Consider the following 19,730-nt stretch of genomic DNA (forward strand, 5'->3'; position numbering starts at 1 on the left):
CCTGCGACTGCGGGTCTTCTGAGCACGGCTCTGGAGTTCACCCCCTTGTGAATTCCCCCTTGATGCGCGCCCTTGCTCCAGGGACCGAACCTCGATCGCTGATCACGCGCGGCGGATCACCTGGATGAAGTACGCGGCTGGCCTGTAATCTACTCTGTGTCAACGACTTCCGCTGACATGGGGTCTGCGTGTCGGAGTGTCGTGGGGTTGGCGCGATGGCGGCCCCGCCACGGTGCGCCGGTGGCGGGGCCGTCGACATGCGATGCTTCAGAGGACGCGGACGTCCTGGGCCTGGGGGCCTTTGTTGCCTTGGCCGATCTCGAATTCCACGCGCTGCCCTTCGTCGAGCGACTTGAATCCGGAGCCGCTGACCGATGAGTAGTGCACGAAGACGTCGGGGCCTCCTCCGTCCTGGGCGATGAAGCCGAAGCCCTTCTCGCTGTTGAACCACTTCACGGTGCCTTGAGCCATTTCATACACTTTCTGTTCCAGCCAGATGCCGACAATGGGAATGCCCTGGTCTCCAAGGTCAACGCCGCCAAGATCAAATCGGTTCCACAACCCGGACAGTAGTGTCCGGTATCGGAGCCTGTTACGGACCGGCGCGGGTGTCATCGAATCCGATGCCCGGCTCGGGCGGGCCGTATGAATCCCCGTGGGGGCAGCGGTTGCGCGGTTCTCGCGAGAACGTGTCAGAGCTGGCGAACGAAGTGCAGCGCACTTCCCTCCAATAGACGGAAACCGTTGTTTTCGAGGAACTTTCGTCGTTGCCAGCGGCGAGTTGCTTCGGTGTCGATGACCGCGCTCAGTTGTGGTGTACCCGCCGCGGTGGCGTGGTGCGCGAAGGCCTCGACCAGGGCAGCGCCGATTCCTACGCCGGGGCGCAACGATCCGATGAGCGCGATATGGCCGTCATGTGGTCGCCCTGCGAGGAAACCCGCCATCTCCTCACCGTGGATCGCGATCAGGTGAGTTGATCGGGCGCCCGGCGCAAGTTCGGGCAGCCACTTCGGGTGCGCGAAGTCGCTGTCGGCGACGAGTCGGTGCATGGCCGCCAACGCGTGCAGCAGGCGTGCAAGCGAGCCTCGCGCCAGGTGCGCGGAGCTACGCTCGACGACGACATCACTCACAGAATGAGCGTGACACAGCTATGACCTGCCCGGTTGTGGGGCCGGGCCGGTGAGCCTTGCGCGCCTTTGCTGCTGTTGTTCGCCTCCGATGGTTTTACGGTGTGCTGGCGCGGTAGGGGATTCGTGCGATGGCGGCGGTGCCGTGGCGGCGGGCGGCGGTGAGTTCGTCGGTGCGGCGGCGGTCGGTGTAGGTGTCGGGATTTGTTGCCTCGGGGATCCGGGCGCCGGTGTTGACGCCGTAGATGACCTGGACCTGGCCGTGCCGGTGGGCAGCGGAGAGCCATTCGGTGGGTACGGCGACCTCGGCGACGGCCCACTTCGCCGCGTGATCCCACAGTTGCAGACCGGTCAGGGTGCGCCGGATCGACCATCGGGACAGCAGCGGCACGCGAACGGGCGCGGCGGGGCCCAGTGGCGCGAATCCGACGCTGATGATCCCGGCGGCCTGGGCTTCGACCCTGCGACCGGTGCCCGGAGTGGTCATGACGACCGCTGCGAGGGGCTCGAACACGATCACCGGAAGGTGGCCACCGCCGGTAGCCTCGTCGGCGACGGCGAGCAGGCGGGCGTGAGTGCGCACGTCTTCGAGCACCGCGGCCGCTCGGCGACGGTCGGTCAGGATATCGAAGACCTGGGGTTCGGCGGGTGCACTGGGCGATGGGGTGTCGCGATGGGCTGTTGCGGTGATGTCGTCCAGGCGCAGAGCGACTTCGGTGCCGTCGCCGACGGAAACGGGGAAACGCAGATGCCCGGTGTCGTCGGGAACGGGATCGGTGGTGCCGACGGCGTCGAGAAGCGCGTGCAATCGCGGGTAGGGGGCCGCGCGGACGCGGTCGACGACGCCGGGTAGCCGCCAGAACATCAGGGCATGGGAGGCGAGGTCGATACCGGCGAGCCGGTGCTGTTCGGCGTTCGCGATAACCCCCGGATGCCCGGTGACGATCTGGTCGAATTCATTGCCCACGGTGGTGTAGAGCAGCACAAGATCCTCGCGCTGCACCGCGATGTGCGCGTTGGGGGCGAGTTCGCCGCGCTGCAACGCTGATCGCTGCGCGGTGTTTCCTGACGTCGCTGCCACGCGTCCGACGATCGGACCGAGCCGGTGTCGGCGTACCTCCGGGTACTGCTCGACGGTGGCATCGACTATGCGCAGCGACCCTGGCAGCCACAGTATGCAGTGCCCAGCGAAAGTGGTGTCCTCCCATGCGGGGTCGGGCCGACCGTAGGCGATGGTCTGGCCGGTGCGCTGGTCCTCGATCATGAGGTCGACCGCGCGAGGGTGGGCGGTGATGCCGAGTTCGGCGTAGGCGTAGTGCAGCACCATCGACGCGTCGACGCACACGTTGGCGGGCTGGCCGTGCATGTGGCCCAGCCACAACATCGGCGGCAGTAGTTCCACCACCGTGTCGGGCGCGGCCTGGCCGGAGAACAGCAGCTCCGCGATCTGCTCCATAGACCCCTTCAATCGGCCCGCCGCGTACCGGGTGGGCGCGGTAGGGATCCGCGACGTGTTCTTTCGCGGCACGGTGTGAGCCCGGTTCTTGGCAGGCTTGCGGCGCTTGGACTTCGGCATGAGACATCCCCCCTCGCTCGAGCGTCGCACCGTCGACGACACAGCAAACATGTTGCCCCTCAACGGTAGCCGCGACTGCCGACACCCTCCGCGATCCGCGGCGCAAACCCTTCACCAGCCGCGGATGCACCGCACGCAGTCGACCCCGCTTCTTGCATAACGTGACTTGATGCATTCGGATGTGGTGTCGTCTGCCGGGCAGCACCGATGGACTGTGCTCGCTGCTCGCTGTTCGCTCGGAGCAGAGGGCATGTCCACGCAACTCGCCGCATGTCGTAGAGCACACGAAACAGGGTGGACGGAGTAGGGACAATGGCTGAGTGAACTGGTCAGTAGACGATAATTGGGATGAAGACGACGCGGCACCACCCAGCATCGATGAACTGAAGGCGGGAATCGAGCGGGTGGACGACCTGCTCGGCATCTTGGCCGCCGCAGCGACCGGTAAAGATCCCAGTACCCGGGCCTACTCAGATTGCCGCCGTCTGCTCAACCCGCTGCTGATCCGGTTGGGGGTGAAGACACCTTTCCGCTGGAATACGCTCGATGAATGGACTGCGTTCTCCAAGACCAGGTGGGGGACCTACGCGGAGCGTCGGGCGTACGTCGATAAGATCACAGAGGAGGTCCGCGGTGCTTTGCAAGACCGCGTGGACGAACTCGAACGGGGTGATCTTCCGAGTGAGATCGACGAACTGGGCGAACTCGCAGACGAACTGCTGAGCGACCCGTCCGGCATCCGCGTGGAACTCGCCCGCATTCCCGGACTGCTGAGTACCGACCTCGGGGCGGCAGTCGCGAAGGCAAAGAACCTCGTCGAGGCCACCGCGAAGGCTGTGCTGAGGGACCAGAATCAAGAGGCTCATGACTACAGCTTCGACAAGTTGGTAAATGCGTCTTTGCGAGCACTCGACCTCAACCCCGAACCAAGTGGGAAGTCACCCCAGGCCGAGGCTATGCGTTTACTCAAGCAACTGACTTCGTTCGTCGGCACACTGAGGAACAACTACGGCGACGGTCATGGCATGGTTCAGGCGCTTAGCTCCGTTGAACCTCGCCACGCCCGCTTGGTGGTCCGCGCAGCGCTCATGTGGTGCCACTACGTGTTGGATACGCTCCAAGACCTGGATACCGACTAGTGTCCTGGACTCTTATGGATCACAGGTCTGGCTCACGGGCACGAAACTTATCGGGAATGCCCAGCATCGACAGCACCATGGGCGAGGTGCCGGGGGTCGCGACGTCGGCCGCCCGACGACAAGAATGACGAAATGGCAGTGCCTGCGGTCGTGCTGACCGAATACACAGCGGAAGACGAGGCCACCCTGAGACAGTGGTGGCAGGACGAGGCGATTCGGAAATATCTCGGTCCTCTGGCGACCGTTCTACAAGACCCGCTCGAAAGAACGGCGATGTCCGGGGGCCGCATTGCCAGGCCGACACTGCGCTGGATGGCGCACGATCAATCGACTGGTGTCTGCGTCGGCTACGTCTCGGTACAGGTCACCGGTCAGAGCGGCCCCGACGGGAAAGCAAGTCCGGTAGGTCCGCCCTTTCATGGCGGTGTGAACATCGTGGTCGACCCGAGACGACAAGGAAGCGGATTCGGCACGGCTGTCCTGCGAGTCCTATTCGAGCAACCGGCCCTCTCTGATGTTGCGACCCTGGGCGGGTCGGTGGATGTTACGAACGTCGGTAGCCTCGGGATGCTGCGGAGGCTCGACTTAGCTGGCGAGGATCCCGAGAAGCGAAGGGACGGAACGACGTTTCAGCCTTTCACCATCCCCGGCCCGGCGACTGGGAAAAACACGCACATCTGATCATTACCTGCTGCGTCAGCGGGGGACACGGCAGTCGTTCATCGCGAAAATGCTGTGCGGAGGACGCGGGCGAGTTCGGGTAGTCCGGCCGCGCGCACGCGCTCTACGATCTCGTCGTCGGTGAAGATGTTGTCGGTGAGCCCGGCCTCGAGATCGGCGAGCTGCGTGGGATCTATTGCCATTGTTCGAGTCTCCCTGGTTCGACCTCGTCCCACCTCGGAGAGTAGGTGTCCCACATCATTGCGTCGACGAGCCGGTCCGTCGACGTCGCGGGGTCACGTTGAGCGAGCATGCGGTGAGCTGTCTCGGTGGGTGCCGCCTGCGGCGAACCCGTCGCAGGCGGCCGAGATTGAGGGCTTCGAGCGATCACGAGACCCGGGCGGGTTCGGGTTGGTGTAGCAGGAACGCGCGGCGGGCGCGGGCGTGCGCGTCGCTGGAGAGGTCGAGCGACATCTGCGCGAGTTCGTGACGCTCGAAATGGTCGATGGTGGCGCGATCCCAGTGGGGGGCCTTGGTGGTGCGGGTAAGGATTCCTGGTCCGCTGAGGCTGCGGGCGAGGTTCGATAGCCAGGCATCGAATTCGCCGTTGGAATTGGGTCCGATGTGGTCGATGAGACCGAGGTCGCGGGCAGTGTGGGTGTCGAGGGTTTCCCCGTCGACGAGGAGGCGTGTGGCTGTGGCGGTTCCGACCCGGCGCGGGAGTGTGAGGGTGTGCAGCTCGGATCCGGTCAGCCCCATGCGGTAGTGGGGATTGAGCATGACGCGCTCGCGGGCGGCCACGATGTCGGCGCACAGCGCGAGCATCGCCCCGCCTGCCGCCGCGTTGCCGGTAATCGCCGCGATCACGGTGTGTGGGCATTGCAGCAGTGCGCGGCACACCTGGTTGATCGCCCGAATGTTGGCCATTCCTTCCCCGAATGGGTTGGATGCCAATTCGATGGCGCCCAGGTGCAATCCGGTGCAGAAGAACGGGCCGGTGGCACCACGCAGTACCAGGACCGAGATGGGGCGGGTGCTGGCGTGGTTGATCGCGTCGACCAGGCGCGCGCATTGGGCGGTGGTCAAAGTGCCGTTGTAGGTGTTGATGCGGATCGTCGCGATCTGACCCTCTTGCCAGTAGGCGATGTCACGGGTCGGGGTCGGGTTGGGGTTGACGGGTGCTTGCGCCAGAGAAATTCCGGCGCGGCGCAGCACGCTGGTGGCCGGGCCTTTGCAGGTCGGCTCGTCGTGGAGTTTTGCACGGAGATGGCCTATCCAGATGCTGTCGTCGACTCCGCACGCGATCTCGATGGCGTGCTCGCGGTGGCCGATGATGGTTCCCGGGGCCGCACCGGATGACTGAGGCTGCCCGGGGTGGGCGTCGTGGAGGTAGAAGGGCTGCTCGGCGATGGTGGCCAGGACGCCGGGGGATCCGTCGGCGCTGCGGATGTGGCGCAGGATGGTTCGTGCTTCCTCGCCCCAGTCGAATGCTCGGTCGGATTGCCGCATGGGCCTGCGGGTGCGTGCGTTGGGCACCGGGCGCGGTGCCCGACCCTGGTCCAGGGGGACGAAGTCGCAGTCGAGTGCGCGATCGGCTGTTTCGCAGATGACCTCGATCGCGGCGTCTGCCAGTACGCCGTTGTAGAGGCAACTTTTGGATTCGGTGGTGTCGATGACCACGATGCGCGATGCCCAGATCGGGCCCGCGTCCATTTTGTCGACCGCTCCGATAGCGGTGACTCCCCATCGCGGGCCGTCGCTGGTCGCTGTCTGCTCGGGGTCGGTCAACGCCCAGTCGATCGATGACGGCCCGCGGTCGTGGATCGGGCCGGGATGCACGATCACGACCGGCGGGCCGCTCGAGTAGATCCGAGCCGGGATCCGGCGGGTGAGGTAGGGGCAGATCACGATGTCGTAGTCGACTGAGGCGGTCGCGGCGTCCATTTCGGCGTCGGTGGTGACGACGGCGGTGCGCACGCTTCGCCCTGCGCGTCGCAGCGCCAGTTCAGCGCGTTGTGTCAAGCCGTTTCGGGAGGTGACCATCAGAAGCACTCGCTGCATGGTCACGGTGCTGCCTGCTTCTCCGGCTCGGTCGTGTCGCTGTCGGCGGGGCGCAGGGTCGCCAGGTCGTGCCAGGCCGGCGTCGCGGCTGATGTTGGGGGTGTGCGCCGGACAGCGGCGGCAATCAATGCGAGGCCGAGCAGAGCGGCCGCGATGGGGATCCACCATTGCACGAGTCCGAACTTGCTCGCGTTGCTGTCCAGATCCGCGCCCGCTCGGGCGATATCGGTCTCGGCGGTGCGGACGTGCAGTTTCTGCAAGGTGATGGTCCCGATGGGGTCGGCGGTGTCTCCGACGACCGCGTCGACCTGCACGGTTTGGTCCAGCGCCAGAAGCGCGCCGAAATCGCGGTCGGCGCTGGCTTGCCAGATCGTGTGGACCCTGAGCGTGACCGGTGCCGCGTCACCGTAGACGGCCAGGATGTCCGCGGGCACGCCGAGGCCGGCCAGGGCTGCGGTCGGCACGGTGGTTCCGTCGGTTCCGTACAGGCCGCCGACTCCGGCGCGCAGGGTGGTCAGCAGATCGGGGTCGGCGACTTCGGCGGTGTTCTCGGCGCGGAAGGTCTCGGCGGTGCGCCCGGCGATCGAATCGGTGGACAGGTAGGTGAGCGGAACGGCCTGGCGGGCGGCGGCGTCGAACAAGCGGTTTCCCTCGCGGTCGAAGTCGGGTGGCAGCGCGAAGACGGCCGCGCTGGACTGGTCCAGGACCTGCACTCCGGTCGGCGGTGCGGCTTGCTCGAACGTCGTGCGGTCCACGGCGTAGCGTTGGACTTCACGCGAGAGCGGTTGCGCGCCCTCGGTTCTGGGTGACGCGAACAGCTCGGCGGTGAGGGTGACGACCGCGATGTCTCCGTCCACGGACTCGGCTTTCAGCCGTCGTTCCAGCTGGATCGGCCGCTCGATCAGCGCGCCGGACGCCATGTCGGGGACCTGCATACTCCCGTCGAACACGGTGGTCTGGTCCAGATTCGACGGGAGCTTGGCCAGGTAGGGCGCCACCGTGAAGTGCGTGATCGGCGCTGCCGCGAGCAGCAGGACTCCGAGCGCGACGAGGGGCGCGAGGCGTCGTTTCAGGTGCATGGTCGTCTATTCCTTGCTCGTGTCGAGGAGGCTGGGCGAAGAGGTGTTGCCGTCGCAGATTCGCTCGGCACTGCGCAGTCTTGGAGCACTGCCATGCGGCGAGTGAGTGTGACGATGGCGCGGCGCCCGATCGTCTCGGCACAGCGCGTCGCGCCGGGGATCGCGCGCCTGGGATATTCCAGTACGGCCGCGGCTGCCGCTGCGGCGATGATGCAGGCTTGGAATGCTTTTCGATCGGCCAGGCCGAGGAAATCCGCGTTGTCTCGGCCGAGGATGAGGCGGGCGTAGGCGGACATGGATTCGGTCACCATGGTTCGGCCCAGGCGGGAGGGCAGGTTTTCGCCGTGCCCGATACACAGGGGGCCGATTGCCGAAATCAGTGCCTGTGCAAGGAGTTTCGAGTCCTGATCCGGCTGCCGGAACTCGTAGTCCGACTGCAACCACCACATTCGCCAGGCATCACGCTCGGTGCTGGGGAGTATTTGAGGGCGGACGCCCATCACGTGTCCGATGTAGCGCCACACCGCGTATACGGATTCGCGTTCGGCGGCGGTGAAGTGGATTCCGAATGCTTGCGATCCGGCGAGGTGGGCGAGCGCGAACAGGGTGATCGTGCCCGCGAGCTGGGAGGCGTTGAGCGGTGTGTCCCAGGCGGTGTGATCCCAGTCTGGTCGGCGCGAAAGTCCGGCACGGACCAGCGCGTGGGTGAGGCGAACGCGCACCGTCGCGGTGAATCCGGGCGCGTATCGGTCCATGCCGCCGGGGGTGGTGACCGCGGTCCACCAACGCATGGTCGCGCCCAGACGACGTGGGGCCATCGCCGCGAGTTCGCCAGTCGCGACCAGGGGTTTGGCGACACGCGCGGCCAGGTAGCCCCCGCACAGTGCGAGCATCGCCAGCGCGGTGGCCCCGACCGGCCCGGCGCGCCCGATGACCCGGCACCCGCGCTCGAGTTGGTCGGTGTCGACCCAATACGGGACTTCGTCGATGGCGGCGAAGAATTCGCGCAGTTCGTCGGGCGGCGCGATGAGGGTGTCGATGCCGTACTCGAGGGCAGCCTCGAACAGTCGCCGTCCTTGCCCTGGCGGCAGGCGGGCGAACATCGCGACTACGGCGTCGGCTTCTGGGTCGCCGAGTTGGGTGTAGCGGCGAAGGTAGGCGGTGCGTTGGGCGTGGGTCGCGCGGGCATCGCCGGGCGCCAGTCGGCGCATCGCCAGTGCGAGCGGCCCTGCGCTGAGCAGGGGTGGATGCGGCAGGCGCGCGTGCGGTGCGTGCACCATCTCACCGCCATCCGGTCAGGACAGATGTCGCGATGCCGGGCCGCAGCAGCGCGGTGGGGCGGTCGAGTAGCGACATGACCCGCTCGAATGCCGCGGTGATCTGGGGGTCGACGGTCGCGCGGCGTAGGACGTGGTCGAGGTAGCGGTGTTGGGCGCGCACGAGGCGACCGGTGGGGCCGCCGAGGGTGCCCGGGTAGCGGGCGTCTTCGGCCGAGGACATCAGCCAGGCGTCTCGGGAGGCCGCAGCGATCCCGTCACGTGCCGCGGCCGCGGCACGGTGTCCGATGCCGCCGTGGTGGCGAACGGCCGCGCGCAGGGCTTGGGCGCCTTTCACCGCGATGGTCACGCCTTGCCCGTAGACCGGGTTGAGGGTGGTGTGCGCGTCGCCGAGTACGACCAGACCAGAGGGGGTGGTGCGGTGTTCGTAGTGTCTGCGTGTGCTCGGGCCTGCGTGGAAGTTTCGGACGTCACCGGCGGGGCGCGCGTCGCGCAGTGTCTGGCTCAGGACGGGATCGCGTTGTTGTAGCTGGGTCAGCAGCTTCTCGAATCCGGGGGTGCCGGGTTCGGGTTCGTGTCCGCGCATTCCGCCGAGCGAGACGATCCACCGGTCCTCCACGGGCAGCAGGGCACCGGTCCAGGGTTGGTCACGGGTGGCTTGCAGATACAGCGCGGTGAATTCGGGTCGTCGGCGGGGCGGGTGGAATAGGCGTGTCGTGTAGGCGATTCCGGCGTCGACGGTCTGTGTCGGTACGTCCCGGCATCCGATGTCGGTGAGCCATTCGGGCAGTTTCGTGGAGCGCCCGGAGGCGTCGATGACCAATTGCGCGGGCAGTCGGTATTCGGTGAAGTTGCCTCGTCGTCGAATTCGTACACCGGTCACGGCCTGTGGTGAGCCGGTCAGGCCGACGACGTGAGCGCCTTGGAGGAACTGCACGTCGGATCCGACGGCTACTCGGTTGCGCACCACATGGTCCAGCACGGGTCTGGTGCAGCTCAGAAATGTCAGCTCGCTCGGGTGGGTGGCCATCCATCCGGCGGAGGTCAGCCAGCGCAGATCACCGCTCATTGCGACGCGGTTCGCGCCCGCGGCGGCCAGGTCGGCGCCGATGCCGGGGATCAGTTCCTCGAGGGCCTGGTGCCCGCCGTGTAGTACCAGGTGGGCGTGACGGGCTTGGGGAACACCGGAGCGGAATTCGGGCTGCTGCGGGTAGTGGTCGCGTTCGATGACGATCACGCGCTCGGCGTATCCGCGCAGCGCCCAGGCGGCGAGCGTGCCTGCGATCCCTCCGCCGATGACGACTGCGGTGCTCACCTCGCCGTGCTCGGTGCCGTTCACCAAGGCGTCGGTGTGAGTTCGGGATCGATGCCGCGCGGTGGAGGGTGCCGGTAGGCGGTCCTCACTGCTGGGTGCTGTGCGCGGATTCGGGACTGGGGGAGCGCTCATGCTGTCCGCCTCGCGGTCGCGAGCAGGTGCGGCGCCGCGGAGGGCACTGTCACGAAGTCGTGTTCGGGGCGGGCGTGTGCTGTCATTCGCTCGAACGCGCTCGCCGATCCCGGCCAGGGGTTGGTGACCGCGCCGTCGGGTTGTTTGAACCAGCTGGGCACGCCGGTCGACCACACGGTGTCGGCGAGGGCGTCGTGGAGCCATCGGCGGTAGTCGACCATGGCGGACGCGCTGACCTCGATCGGTGTGCGAAGCCGGGTTCCGAGTGCGAGAGCGCGCATGATGTAGCGGGCTTGGCTGGCCTTGATGGCCGGATTGGAGTTGGCGGCGGTGAAGGAGTTCGGTCCGGCGATCAGGAACATGTTCGGGAAGTTCGGTACCGCGAGCCCGAAGTACGCTTCGGATCTTCCGGCCTGCTGCCATTGCGCGTGCAGGTCCGCCCCGTCCCGGCCGCGCACGGTGATCCCGCCGAGGAATTGCGAGGCGGTGAACCCGGTACCGAGCACGATCACCTGCGCTTGCCGGAAAGTGCCGTCGGTGGTGTGGATTCCGTCGGCGCTGACGTGGTCGATTTCATCGGTGACCAGCTCGACGTGCGGCAGCGTCAGCGCAGGGTAGAAGTTGTTGTCGAGCAGGATCCGTTTCTCGCCGATGCGGTAGTCCGGGGTCAGGCGCGACCGCAGCCAGGGGTCGCTGACGTGGCGTCGCAGGTGCGCGCGAGCGATCCATTCCGCAGGGCGGGCCGACCACCCGCCACGCATGATCGGGGCGAGGACGAGATCGGCTGCGCGGTAGATCCCGTGGCGGTAGATCCGGTGCAGGCCGGGCACGGATCGGAGGGCCGCGCGGCTGATCGGGCCGAACCGTTCGCGCGGGCGGGGCAGGATCCAGGCCGCGGTGCGCTGGTACACCGTCACCCTCGCTGCGGTACGGGCGAGGTGCGGGACGATCTGCGCAGCAGAGGATCCCGTGCCGATCACCGCGATGTGGCCGGTGAGATCGGCGCTGTGGTCCCACCGGGCGGAGTGGAACGCGTGGCCGCCGAAGGTGGCCAGCCCGCGCAGATCCGCGATGGCGGGGCGGTGTAGTTGACCGACGGCCCACACCACGTATTCGGCGAGGATGTGTTGCCCGCCGGTGGTGGTGAGCGTCCAAGTTCCGGTGGTGTCGTCGTATTCGGCGGTGGCGATCTGTACGCCGGTGTGGAGGTGGGAGCGCAGGCCGTGGCGCTCGGCCACGTCTTGCATGTAGGTGAGGATGGCGGCTTGGTCGGGATAGCGCACCTCGGTACTGCGGTGGGGATCGAATGCGAAGCTGTAGAGGTGGGAGGGCACATCGCAGGTGCATCCCGGGTAGGTGTTCTCGCGCCAGACCCCGCCGAGGTCGTGGCCGCTTTCCAGGATCGCGAAGTCGTCGATGCCGGCGGTCTTGAGTTCGGCAGCCATGGTGAGGCCGCCGAATCCGGCGCCGACGATGACCAGGGTGTGGCGGGCTCGCACGGTGTCGGCGAAGACTGTGGTCGTCGACGGCGATGTGGCGGTGTCGGGTGTCATCGGTGGCCTTCCGGCGACGGCTGCGCGGCGGGGATCGGCGGGTGCAGGCCGCTCTCTCGGACCCCGCGCTGCGGCCTGGCGGGTCCGCTCGGTGGATCGAACTGGGCGGGGCGAAGTGCGAAGGCGACCCGAGGCGATCTGTCGTGGACGGTGGCGAGATCGGTCATGGTTACGGACGCATTCCGGCGAAGGCGGGCAGCACACCGGGGCTTCGGTTGTGCGGGGGCAGGGGAACGAACTGATGCTCGAGCAGGCTGTGGGCGGTGTCGATGATGGATTCGGCGGCGGGGCGCAGCGGCACACCGAAATGTGCTGTGAGCTTGGCGGTACTGATCCGGATCATCTTGCCGAGCACGGGGACGGTGAGGCGGGCTTCGCGGTCGCCGATCGCGATGAGCCGCACGGCCCAGTCGGGCAGGCGACGGCTGGGGATGTCGAATCCGTGCGGCCCGAACTCGTCGGTCAGGATCTGTGCGACCTGGGGCATCCAGATCTGTTCTCCCGCACACAGATACCGGTTTCCGGCTGCTCGCGGTGACGCCATCGCAAGCCGGTGCACGGTGGCGAGGTCACGTACGTCGACCATCGGCCATCCGACATTGATGAGACCGGGCAGGGTGCCCGCGAGAAGGCGTTGCACCGGTACCAGCGAGATGCACATGCGGCGGTGATGCAGCGGCCCGATGACCATACCGGGCAGGATCGTGACCAGTTCCAACTGTTCGGGCGGCAGTGCCGCGACGAAGTCCCATGCGGCGCGCTCGGACAGTGTCTTGCTGGCCTCGTAGGGGCCGGTGTCGCGTGTGGGAGACCAATGCGCCTCGGTCAGAACACCATCGGTGTCGCTACCGTCGACCGCGTGTGTCGAGGAGGTCAGCACGACTCGGCGGGTGCTGGGCGAGTCCGCGGCGGCGCGCAGCACTCGCAGTGTTCCGTCGACTGCGGTGCTGACCATCTGCGACGGGTCTGTGCTCAACATCGGTGAAGCGGTGTGCAGCACCGCCGTGCAGCCGCGCGCCGCGTTGTCCCATCCGGTGTCGCTGGTCAGATCGGCGCGCACGAATTCCAGGGCGCCACCGTGGCGTTCGGCGATGTCGATGAGGTGGGCGTGGCTGTTGCTGTCGGTGATGTCGCGTACGGTCGCGCGGACGCTGTATCCGTGTTCGAGCAGGTCGGCGATGATGTGTCCGGCGATGTAGCCGGTGCCGCCGGTGACCAGCACCTTTCCCGTGGCGGCGGGGAATGTGGTGTCCATTCCGGAGGTGTCGAGGACGCTCATGCCCGGCTCCATCTTTCTGGCGTGCATGTCGCGGCACGGTTGCGCGCGGCGCTGCGGTGGTATCGCGGTGATCGGTGGTGTGCGGCCGCCGTGGCCGTGCAGGGGAAATTCGGGATCATGCGTGCACCTTCCAAAGGGGCTGTCCTGCGGGCGATTCGGCGGCCGTACGTGCCGGAGATATCGGTGATGACCAGGGATGATGGCGACAGCGGGTGGCGCTGACAGTCCTGTCGTGAACCGGCCACTGCCACCTGAAAGCCAATCTAAAGCCAGTTTTTTTCGGCGTCAAGGGAATCTTTGCTGCGGATGCGCAGTGACGGACAGTCGCAGACAGGGAAAGTGGTCCTGGTCGCGACTAGAGGCGTCGGGAGATGTTGTCGCCGAATTGCTGTTGACGGACGCAGAATTTCTTTTGTCACATGGGTTTACGCGCGATAGGGTGTCTGCGGACTCCGGCCGCCGGTATCGCGTGCTGCCGGAACAGCGCGGCACGAGGGGGGACCTGATGATCACCACGATTCTGGGCGTTGTCGGCGTCGTGATCGTCGCGGGGATCGGGGTATGGGTGATCGGCGACACCGTGGCGCGGTGGCTGGGTTTGCTGCTGCTCGTCGCCGGTGCTGGCTACCTGATCGGCGGCCTGACGCGCGGTGTGGCCATGATCTGCGCGGGGCTCGTGCTGTGGCTGGTCGGTCATTGGTTGTTCGCGTACAAGCATCACGGGTGGCGCAGCGCCGCGGCGCAGCGTGTATTCGCGGTCGGCTGGCTGCGGCGTGTCGATCCGACGCGTGGTTGGGCAGTTCCGGTGGTGGAGGTCTAGATAGAGCAGTCCGACGGGCATCTGCGATCGTCCGTCGGAAAGCCTGTCCTCGCGTTGAGCAATCCCGTCGGCGTGCTCGCGTGTCGGTGGTCGTGTCATCGCGTCGTGCGTACTGCCGCCGTGTGATCGGGTGGAGAGTTACGGGAGTTGGGCAGCTCCAGGGTCGCGGTAGCACAGAGAAGATCGCCGACTGACTTCGAGCGAGGCTTCGTCGGCCATGCGACACTGCGACATCGCGTTGGCCACTTCTTCGCACAGCAGCGGTGGGGAGCCGTGATCGCTCGGCCCGCTCACGGAGGGAAACAGATGACGACACCGGGTTCCAGTGACCGGACGATCCTCGACGGGCTTCGACGAGCGCAGGATGCGTTGCACGGCGGAGACGCCGATACAGCTTCGCGAGTAGTCGATGAACTGCTGGACAGATATGGACGAGAGGCCGTGTCCGCGGCGCGGCGCGAACAATCCCACGATCAGCTCGGCGCCGAACTGGTGCTCCTCGAAACGCTCGGACCTACAGCCCTTCACGGCGACGACTGAGCCGACTCCGCGGTTCGCCCGTGACACAGCACACGAGCGCCTCGACGAGGTGCTGCTTGCCTCGAGTTTCCCGAAGTCAGTAGTGCGTGCGCTTAGGGAAACTCGAGCGGCGCGTTTGTCGGTGGGGCGTGAGATCGTTGGGGGTCACCAAGGCAGTGGAGGTGAGGATGGATTCGGCGGCGCGGTTGAGTGGGCGTGATCTGGCGTTGTTGCGGTCGGGTGGGCCGAATGCACTCGCTTCCGGGGTGCTGCGCGATGGGTTCCGGCTGTATCTGGCGGGCCGGAGTTTCGCGGAGTCGACGCAGGTGACCTACTACAAGCGGGCCCGGGGGTTCCTGATGTGGCTGGTGGTGACGCAGTCGCATCCGGATGCGTTGAGCGATGGCCCGGCGCGAGATGCGGCGGTGTCGGATTATCTTGTAGGGCAACGTCTTTCGACTCGAAATGTGACGTTGGCCGCGATCGTCGCGCTGTATGAGTGGTTCGATCTGGGTCCGGTGCAGGTCGATTGGACGGCGCCGGATCCGGTGGTGCCTGCGACGTTGAGCGAGGACGAGCGGAGCCGGATTCTGGACGCGGCCGCGGCGCGGTCGGCACGTGACTATGCGTTGATCACGTTCATGCTCGATGTCGGTCCGTCGACGTCGGAGGTTCGGGGGCTCGATGATGAGGCGGTGAGCTTGTCGGCGCGGGGTGGCTCGGTGGTGTTGACGGGCTCCGACGGGCAGTCTCGGACGTTGGTGCTGCGTGAGTCGACGACGTGGGTGTTGCTCGGGTGGCGGCGGGAGCGCCGCGCGCTGTTGGGGCGAAAGACCCGGGTGCGTGCGTTCTTCGTGACGCTGAGTAGTCACGGTCGCATCCGCGATGACGAGAGCCTGGGCTACATCCTGGCCGAGATCGGGGATGCGGCGGGGTTGGGGTGGAAGCTGACTGTGTCGGCGTTGCGGGCGACGGTGGAGTTGCAGCTGTACCGGCGAGGGTTGTCCGCAGGGGAGGTGCGAGCACGGATGGGGCAGGGGTTTCACAACGGTCCGCGTGTGCGTGCCCTGCTGGGTGGGTCGGCGACGCCGGGACGCGGGTCCTCGCGGCGGATTGCGGCTTCGGATACGCAGTTGAGTTTCGATATCGGGGTGTGAACTGCTGATGGTGGGACCGGGGGCAGACCAAGGGGCATGTGCCCCCCTGTCGGCGAGCACATGGCCGGGCCGCGGCGGGCCGTCCTAGCGGATTTGGTCCGGAAGTCATCGCGGCGCGTCCCGTGGCAGTGTCGTGGCGGTGAATTCGTTGGTGTAGAAGGCAGATTCGGGTGGGGTGTCGCAGAGACACCAGCCAGAGCATGCGAAGCACCATTGACTGAACTAACTGTGGGGTTGTGGCAGGTCGGGACACCGCGGGTGGGTGCTGTGTCTGTAGCTTGCCCGCGTGATCGAATCGGAGAAGAGTCGCCGCGACCTCACCCTGCTGGTCGTGCAGTGCGATGGCAGGTTGGTGCCGACCGGTGATGCCGCGGAGCCCTATCGACTGCTGGATGTCGAGGGCGGGGTGGTGGAGCCGGTCGCTGTGTTCCTGCGGGAGCTGCTGGCGGCAGGCCGATCAGCGGCAACGCTGCGCTCGTATGGGATGGACCTGTTGCGTTGGTGGCGATTCCTGCAAGCAGTCGAGATCTGTTGGGATCGTGCGAGCCGGGACGAGGCGCGCGACTTCAGTTGCTGGATCCAGCTCACCGTGAAGAAACGGAGTCCGTCCACCCGCACCAGAAGTGCCGTCTGGACGAATAATGCTGTGGCACCGCCGAATCCGATTACCGGCAAGCCGGCGCTCAGCGATGGGTACGCGCCGGCCACCGTGGTGCACTCGGAGACGGTACTGCGGGGCTTCTACGACTTCCATCGGGATGCCGGCAGTGGCCCGATCCTCAACCCGTTCCCTCTCGATCCTGCCCGCCGGTCGCGGCGAGCGCACGCCCATCGCAATCCGATGGACGAGTGGGCGCGCGAACCCGTGGGGAGGTACCGGCCGAAGATGCCGAAGCGTGTGCCGCGTGCCATTCCCGATCAGCGGTTCAACGAGTTGTTCGCTGCGCTGGGGTCGAATCGGGATCGTGCTTTGGTGGCGTTTTGGATCTCGACCGGGGTGCGCGCGTCGGAGCTGTTGGGGGTGCGGCAATGCGACGTCGATCCTGGTCAGCAGCTGATCACAGTGGTGCGCAAGGGGACTCGTGCAATTCAGGAGGTTCCCGCGTCGGCGGATGCGTTCGTCTGGTTGCGGCTGTATCAGCAGGAGTTGCATGGTCAGATCCCGCCGGGTCGCATGCAGCCGGTGTGGTGGACGCTTCGGCGGCCGCGTCGTCCGTTGAATTATCATGCGGCGCACCGGATGTTCGAGCGAGCCAACGGCGCGCTTGGATCGGATTGGACTTTGCACGACCTCCGTCACAGCGCGGCCGCGAGAATGGTCCGCGATCCGCACCTGACGTTGTGCGACGTGCAGTTCGTCTTGGGGCACGCGCACCTGTCCACCACCGAAATTTATTTGGTCCCAGACAGGGACGAGGTGATCGCGGGAATTTTGGCCCATCACGCGCGCATCGCCGAACAACGGGACGAGCCGGTGCCGCCCCCGCCGGCTCCCGGTTACGACCCTCAGGTGCTGAGCGTGTTGTTCGGGAGGACGTTGTGACCTCCCTCGTCAAGCACGGCACCCGCAAACCCCTGCCCGCCGTCGCATCGGTCGCCGCAGAGCAGCGATTGCGGAATGGTCAGCTGCGCACCGAGTTTCCACCACGCCCTGTTGGGGCCTGGTGGCCGCACACCGCAGCCACGGCTGAGCAGGTGCAGCGGAGGTTGACCTCCCCGCCGTTCGCACCCTCGAACAAGGGAACTCGGGGTGGGCGACGGCGCGGTATAGCCAAGATGCTGCGCTGGCTGTCGTCGTTTCCCGGCGAAACCTGGCAGGACCGTTGGCTGGCCAGCGGCGCCGAAGGATGTCCGGGGGCGGAGTGGGTGAGGTTGCCGACCGCTTGGATCGCGGAGACCTGCGGCAGCACCGGGCCTTGCGACTCGGTCGACGTGCAATCCGGGCTGCTGATGTTGATCTGCGGCGACGTGTTGCGGCCCGGCCTGCCATGGATGCTCACGCGTGCCCACCGGTATCTGACTTCGGCGATGGCAGAGGTCAGGGATGAAAGCGGGTTCGCTCGGCTCGCCGAGCTGGCGGCGGCCGGACCGGCCAGTTCGGCGGCGGATGCGAAGATCGCGGCGACCCGCATAGCCACGATCATGGCCTGCAAGGGCGGCGGCGTCGCCGACATCGCGGTCGGAGACTGCGTGGAGCTCGTGGAGACCATCCGCCAGGTCCAGGCCCGCGGTGGCCAGAAGAAGGTCGATTTCTATCTCCGGCTCCGCGCGCTGGGCGTGTTCCCGGGAAACGCGCCGCACAGCATCCGCGCGTTCGGACTGGCCGGTGGGCGATTGACGATTGAGCAGTGTGTCGACCGCTATCGCATCCAGTGCCGTCCCATCCGAGACTTGCTGGTCGACTACCTTCGTGAACGGCAGCCCTCGTTGGACTTCACCAGCCTCGACGCGGCGTCGAGAACGCTCGCCGGGCTGTTCTGGGCGCGCATCGAGACGCTGGCTCCCGGAAGCGCCACGTTGCGGCTTCCGCCGGAGGTGGTGCGCGCCTGGAAGGAATCGATCGCCACCGTCGAACGCACCACAACCAGCGCGACCGGTGAGCGGATCAAGGTGGCGGCCCAGCGCCTGAGCTACAAAGACGAGCTGTTCCGGGTCCGTGCGTTCTACCTCGACATCGCGCACTGGGCCGTCGAGGACCCCGCTCGCTGGGGACCGTGGGTCGCCCCCTGCCCGATCACCGACGCCGAAGTGCAGAAGGGCAAGGACCTCAAGCGCCGCAAGGCTCGCATGGACCAACGCACCCGCGAACGGCTGCCCGTGCTGCCGGCGCTGGTGCGAACCGCCAATGATCGTCGCCTGGCCACCGCCCGCCTGTTGGCCGCCGCTGAACTCACGGAGCCGGGTGCCGTCATCGACGGCACCGGCGGCGCATTGCGCAAAGCCATTGCCCCCAAAGCGATCGGCCGACTCGTCTGGGCCGACGACGTCGCGACCGGCAAGCGCCGCAACCTGTCCTATGAGGAAGAGGAGGCGTTTTGGGCGTTCGCCACCATCGAGGTCCTTCGTCTCACCGGCATCCGGTGCGAAGAACTGCTCGAACTGTCCCACCACAGCATCACCGAATACAGGTTGCCCGACACCGGTGAACTGGTGCCGCTGCTCCAGATCGCACCGTCCAAGACCGACACCGAACGAATGCTGCTGGTCAGCCCCGAGCTAGCCGACGTCCTCAGCGCCATCGTCCAGCGCCTGCGCGCCGCGGACGGATCCATCCCGCTGGTCGTCGCCTACGACATCAGGGAAAAGATCTGGAACCCGCCGATGCCGGTGTTGTTCCAGCGCGGCATCGGCAACGAGCGACGCGCGTTCACGGCGTGCGCGATCCGCAAGCTACTGATCAACGCGCTCGCGGCGTCCGCGCTCACCGACGCCAACGGCAATCCGCTGATGTTCCAGGCCCACGACTTCAGGAGAATCTTCGTCACCGACGCCATCATGAACGGCCTGCCGCCGCACATCGCCCAGATCATCTGCGGGCACAAGAGCATCGATACAACGATGGGCTACAAAGCCGTCTATCCTACGGAGACGATCGAAGCGCATCGGGCGTTCATCGCCCGGCGACGGTCTACGCGCCCCAGCGAGGAATACCGTACTCCCACCGACGAGGAATGGGATGCCTTCTTGTCCCACTTCGAGAAGCGAAAGGTCTCCGTCGGAACCTGCGCACGAGCCTTCGCGACGTCATGTATTCATGAGCACGCATGCGTGAGATGTTCACTCCTACGGCCGGACCCCGCCCAACGACATCGTTTGGAAGAGATCCGCGACAACCTCGAAGCCCGCATCATCGAAGCCAAACGCGAAGGCTGGCTCGGAGAAGTCGAAGGACTCCAAATCAGCTATACCGGCGTCAAGGACAAACTCGCCCAGATCGACGCCTCGCTTGAGCGAACCACAGCCGCAACTGAACTCGGCATCCCCGGATTCGAATTTATCGCCGGAAGAAATTCCGCCTCATGAAAAGCTTCGGAGA

At 66.4% G+C, this 19,730-nt stretch carries 17 protein-coding genes; 7 read left to right on the top strand and 10 right to left on the bottom strand.

Annotated elements, in window-relative coordinates; all coding sequences use genetic code 11:
• Positions 1 to 267: 267 nt before the first annotated feature.
• The 3 genes from OG225_RS43375 to OG225_RS43385 all read right to left on the bottom strand — a co-directional run bounded on the left by OG225_RS43375 (position 268) and on the right by OG225_RS43385 (position 2,703).
• A complete protein-coding gene (locus tag OG225_RS43375) occupies positions 268 to 471 on the bottom strand; it encodes a cold-shock protein (protein ID WP_331758815.1) in 204 nt (67 codons plus the stop codon).
• Between the two features lie 221 nt (positions 472 to 692).
• On the bottom strand, positions 693 to 1,130 hold the full coding sequence (locus tag OG225_RS43380; RefSeq protein ID WP_331760985.1) for a hypothetical protein: 438 nt from the start codon (positions 1,128 to 1,130) through the stop codon (positions 693 to 695).
• 94 nt (positions 1,131 to 1,224) lie between these two features.
• Complete coding sequence (locus OG225_RS43385) at positions 1,225 to 2,703, bottom strand: hypothetical protein (RefSeq protein ID WP_405183685.1); 1,479 nt, start codon at positions 2,701 to 2,703, stop codon at positions 1,225 to 1,227.
• Between the two features lie 320 nt (positions 2,704 to 3,023).
• Here OG225_RS43385 and OG225_RS43390 point away from each other — a divergent pair, with 320 nt between their 5' ends.
• Together OG225_RS43390 and OG225_RS43395 are read left to right on the top strand one after the other, a co-directional pair.
• Positions 3,024 to 3,842: an abortive infection family protein gene (locus OG225_RS43390; RefSeq protein WP_331760988.1), complete on the top strand. Its 819-nt coding sequence runs from the start codon at positions 3,024 to 3,026 to the stop codon at positions 3,840 to 3,842.
• A gap of 132 nt (positions 3,843 to 3,974) precedes the next feature.
• Positions 3,975 to 4,523 (top strand): GNAT family N-acetyltransferase, encoded by a 549-nt coding sequence (locus OG225_RS43395; RefSeq protein ID WP_331760990.1) that lies wholly within the window; start codon positions 3,975 to 3,977, stop codon positions 4,521 to 4,523.
• Between the two features lie 38 nt (positions 4,524 to 4,561).
• On the opposite strand, the gene OG225_RS43400 is transcribed toward OG225_RS43395, so the two are convergent.
• The 7 genes from OG225_RS43400 to OG225_RS43430 form a co-directional block, all read right to left on the bottom strand.
• Positions 4,562 to 4,705: a hypothetical protein gene (locus OG225_RS43400; protein ID WP_331760992.1), complete on the bottom strand. Its 144-nt coding sequence runs from the start codon at positions 4,703 to 4,705 to the stop codon at positions 4,562 to 4,564.
• A 184-nt stretch (positions 4,706 to 4,889) separates the two neighbouring features.
• Positions 4,890 to 6,563, bottom strand: a complete 1,674-nt coding sequence (locus OG225_RS43405; protein WP_331760993.1) for an enoyl-CoA hydratase-related protein — start codon at positions 6,561 to 6,563, stop codon at positions 4,890 to 4,892.
• A 2-nt stretch (positions 6,564 to 6,565) separates the two neighbouring features.
• Complete coding sequence (locus tag OG225_RS43410; RefSeq protein ID WP_331760994.1) at positions 6,566 to 7,642, bottom strand: porin PorA family protein; 1,077 nt, start codon at positions 7,640 to 7,642, stop codon at positions 6,566 to 6,568.
• Positions 7,633 to 8,922 carry an oxygenase MpaB family protein gene (locus tag OG225_RS43415; protein WP_331760995.1) on the bottom strand — a complete coding sequence of 430 codons (1,290 nt, stop codon included), beginning with the start codon at positions 8,920 to 8,922 and terminating at the stop codon, positions 7,633 to 7,635. Before OG225_RS43415 ends, OG225_RS43410 begins: the two co-directional genes overlap by 10 nt.
• 1 nt (position 8,923) lies before the next feature.
• Complete coding sequence (locus tag OG225_RS43420) at positions 8,924 to 10,366, bottom strand: NAD(P)/FAD-dependent oxidoreductase (protein ID WP_405183686.1); 1,443 nt, start codon at positions 10,364 to 10,366, stop codon at positions 8,924 to 8,926.
• Positions 10,363 to 11,919, bottom strand: coding sequence for an NAD(P)/FAD-dependent oxidoreductase (locus OG225_RS43425; RefSeq protein ID WP_331760997.1), 1,557 nt, complete (start codon positions 11,917 to 11,919; stop codon positions 10,363 to 10,365). The genes OG225_RS43420 and OG225_RS43425 overlap by 4 nt, the downstream gene beginning before the upstream one ends.
• Before the next feature lie 169 nt (positions 11,920 to 12,088).
• On the bottom strand, positions 12,089 to 13,198 hold the full coding sequence (locus OG225_RS43430; protein ID WP_331760999.1) for an NAD-dependent epimerase/dehydratase family protein: 1,110 nt from the start codon (positions 13,196 to 13,198) through the stop codon (positions 12,089 to 12,091).
• 505 nt (positions 13,199 to 13,703) lie between these two features.
• Here OG225_RS43430 and OG225_RS43435 point away from each other — a divergent pair.
• The 5 genes from OG225_RS43435 to OG225_RS43455 all read left to right on the top strand — a co-directional run bounded on the left by OG225_RS43435 (position 13,704) and on the right by OG225_RS43455 (position 19,717).
• Positions 13,704 to 14,018 (top strand): hypothetical protein, encoded by a 315-nt coding sequence (locus tag OG225_RS43435; RefSeq protein WP_331761001.1) that lies wholly within the window; start codon positions 13,704 to 13,706, stop codon positions 14,016 to 14,018.
• 306 nt (positions 14,019 to 14,324) lie between these two features.
• Positions 14,325 to 14,558: a hypothetical protein gene (locus OG225_RS43440; protein ID WP_405183687.1), complete on the top strand. Its 234-nt coding sequence runs from the start codon at positions 14,325 to 14,327 to the stop codon at positions 14,556 to 14,558.
• A 167-nt stretch (positions 14,559 to 14,725) separates the two neighbouring features.
• Positions 14,726 to 15,694: a hypothetical protein gene (locus tag OG225_RS43445; RefSeq protein WP_331761005.1), complete on the top strand. Its 969-nt coding sequence runs from the start codon at positions 14,726 to 14,728 to the stop codon at positions 15,692 to 15,694.
• A 286-nt stretch (positions 15,695 to 15,980) separates the two neighbouring features.
• Positions 15,981 to 17,237, top strand: coding sequence for a tyrosine-type recombinase/integrase (locus tag OG225_RS43450; protein WP_331761007.1), 1,257 nt, complete (start codon positions 15,981 to 15,983; stop codon positions 17,235 to 17,237).
• A gap of 233 nt (positions 17,238 to 17,470) precedes the next feature.
• The gene (locus tag OG225_RS43455; RefSeq protein WP_331761009.1) at positions 17,471 to 19,717 is read left to right on the top strand and encodes a site-specific integrase; all 2,247 of its coding nucleotides are present in this window, start codon (positions 17,471 to 17,473) and stop codon (positions 19,715 to 19,717) included.
• Positions 19,718 to 19,730: the final 13 nt, after the last annotated feature.

Origin of the sequence: Nocardia sp. NBC_01377 (genome assembly GCF_045040005.1) — a bacterium.
Classification (GTDB): Bacteria; Actinomycetota; Actinomycetes; order Mycobacteriales; family Mycobacteriaceae; genus Nocardia; species Nocardia noduli.

What these genes read in the sequence shown, in the direction of transcription:
- OG225_RS43420 (WP_405183686.1), bottom strand. Translation starts at nt 10,366, where the DNA reads ATGAGCGCTCCCCCAGTCCCGAATCCGCGCACAGCACCCAGCAGTGAG.
- OG225_RS43455 (WP_331761009.1), top strand. Translation starts at nt 17,471, where the DNA reads ATGCTGCGCTGGCTGTCGTCGTTTCCCGGCGAAACCTGGCAGGACCGT.
- OG225_RS43415 (WP_331760995.1), bottom strand. Translation starts at nt 8,922, where the DNA reads ATGGTGCACGCACCGCACGCGCGCCTGCCGCATCCACCCCTGCTCAGC.
- OG225_RS43445 (WP_331761005.1), top strand. Translation starts at nt 14,726, where the DNA reads ATGGATTCGGCGGCGCGGTTGAGTGGGCGTGATCTGGCGTTGTTGCGG.
- OG225_RS43435 (WP_331761001.1), top strand. Translation starts at nt 13,704, where the DNA reads ATGATCACCACGATTCTGGGCGTTGTCGGCGTCGTGATCGTCGCGGGG.
- OG225_RS43385 (WP_405183685.1), bottom strand. Translation starts at nt 2,703, where the DNA reads ATGCCGAAGTCCAAGCGCCGCAAGCCTGCCAAGAACCGGGCTCACACC.
- OG225_RS43400 (WP_331760992.1), bottom strand. Translation starts at nt 4,705, where the DNA reads ATGGCAATAGATCCCACGCAGCTCGCCGATCTCGAGGCCGGGCTCACC.
- OG225_RS43375 (WP_331758815.1), bottom strand. Translation starts at nt 471, where the DNA reads ATGGCTCAAGGCACCGTGAAGTGGTTCAACAGCGAGAAGGGCTTCGGC.
- OG225_RS43425 (WP_331760997.1), bottom strand. Translation starts at nt 11,919, where the DNA reads ATGACACCCGACACCGCCACATCGCCGTCGACGACCACAGTCTTCGCC.
- OG225_RS43395 (WP_331760990.1), top strand. Translation starts at nt 3,975, where the DNA reads ATGGCAGTGCCTGCGGTCGTGCTGACCGAATACACAGCGGAAGACGAG.
- OG225_RS43405 (WP_331760993.1), bottom strand. Translation starts at nt 6,563, where the DNA reads ATGCAGCGAGTGCTTCTGATGGTCACCTCCCGAAACGGCTTGACACAA.
- OG225_RS43410 (WP_331760994.1), bottom strand. Translation starts at nt 7,642, where the DNA reads ATGCACCTGAAACGACGCCTCGCGCCCCTCGTCGCGCTCGGAGTCCTG.
- OG225_RS43440 (WP_405183687.1), top strand. Translation starts at nt 14,325, where the DNA reads ATGACGACACCGGGTTCCAGTGACCGGACGATCCTCGACGGGCTTCGA.
- OG225_RS43430 (WP_331760999.1), bottom strand. Translation starts at nt 13,198, where the DNA reads ATGAGCGTCCTCGACACCTCCGGAATGGACACCACATTCCCCGCCGCC.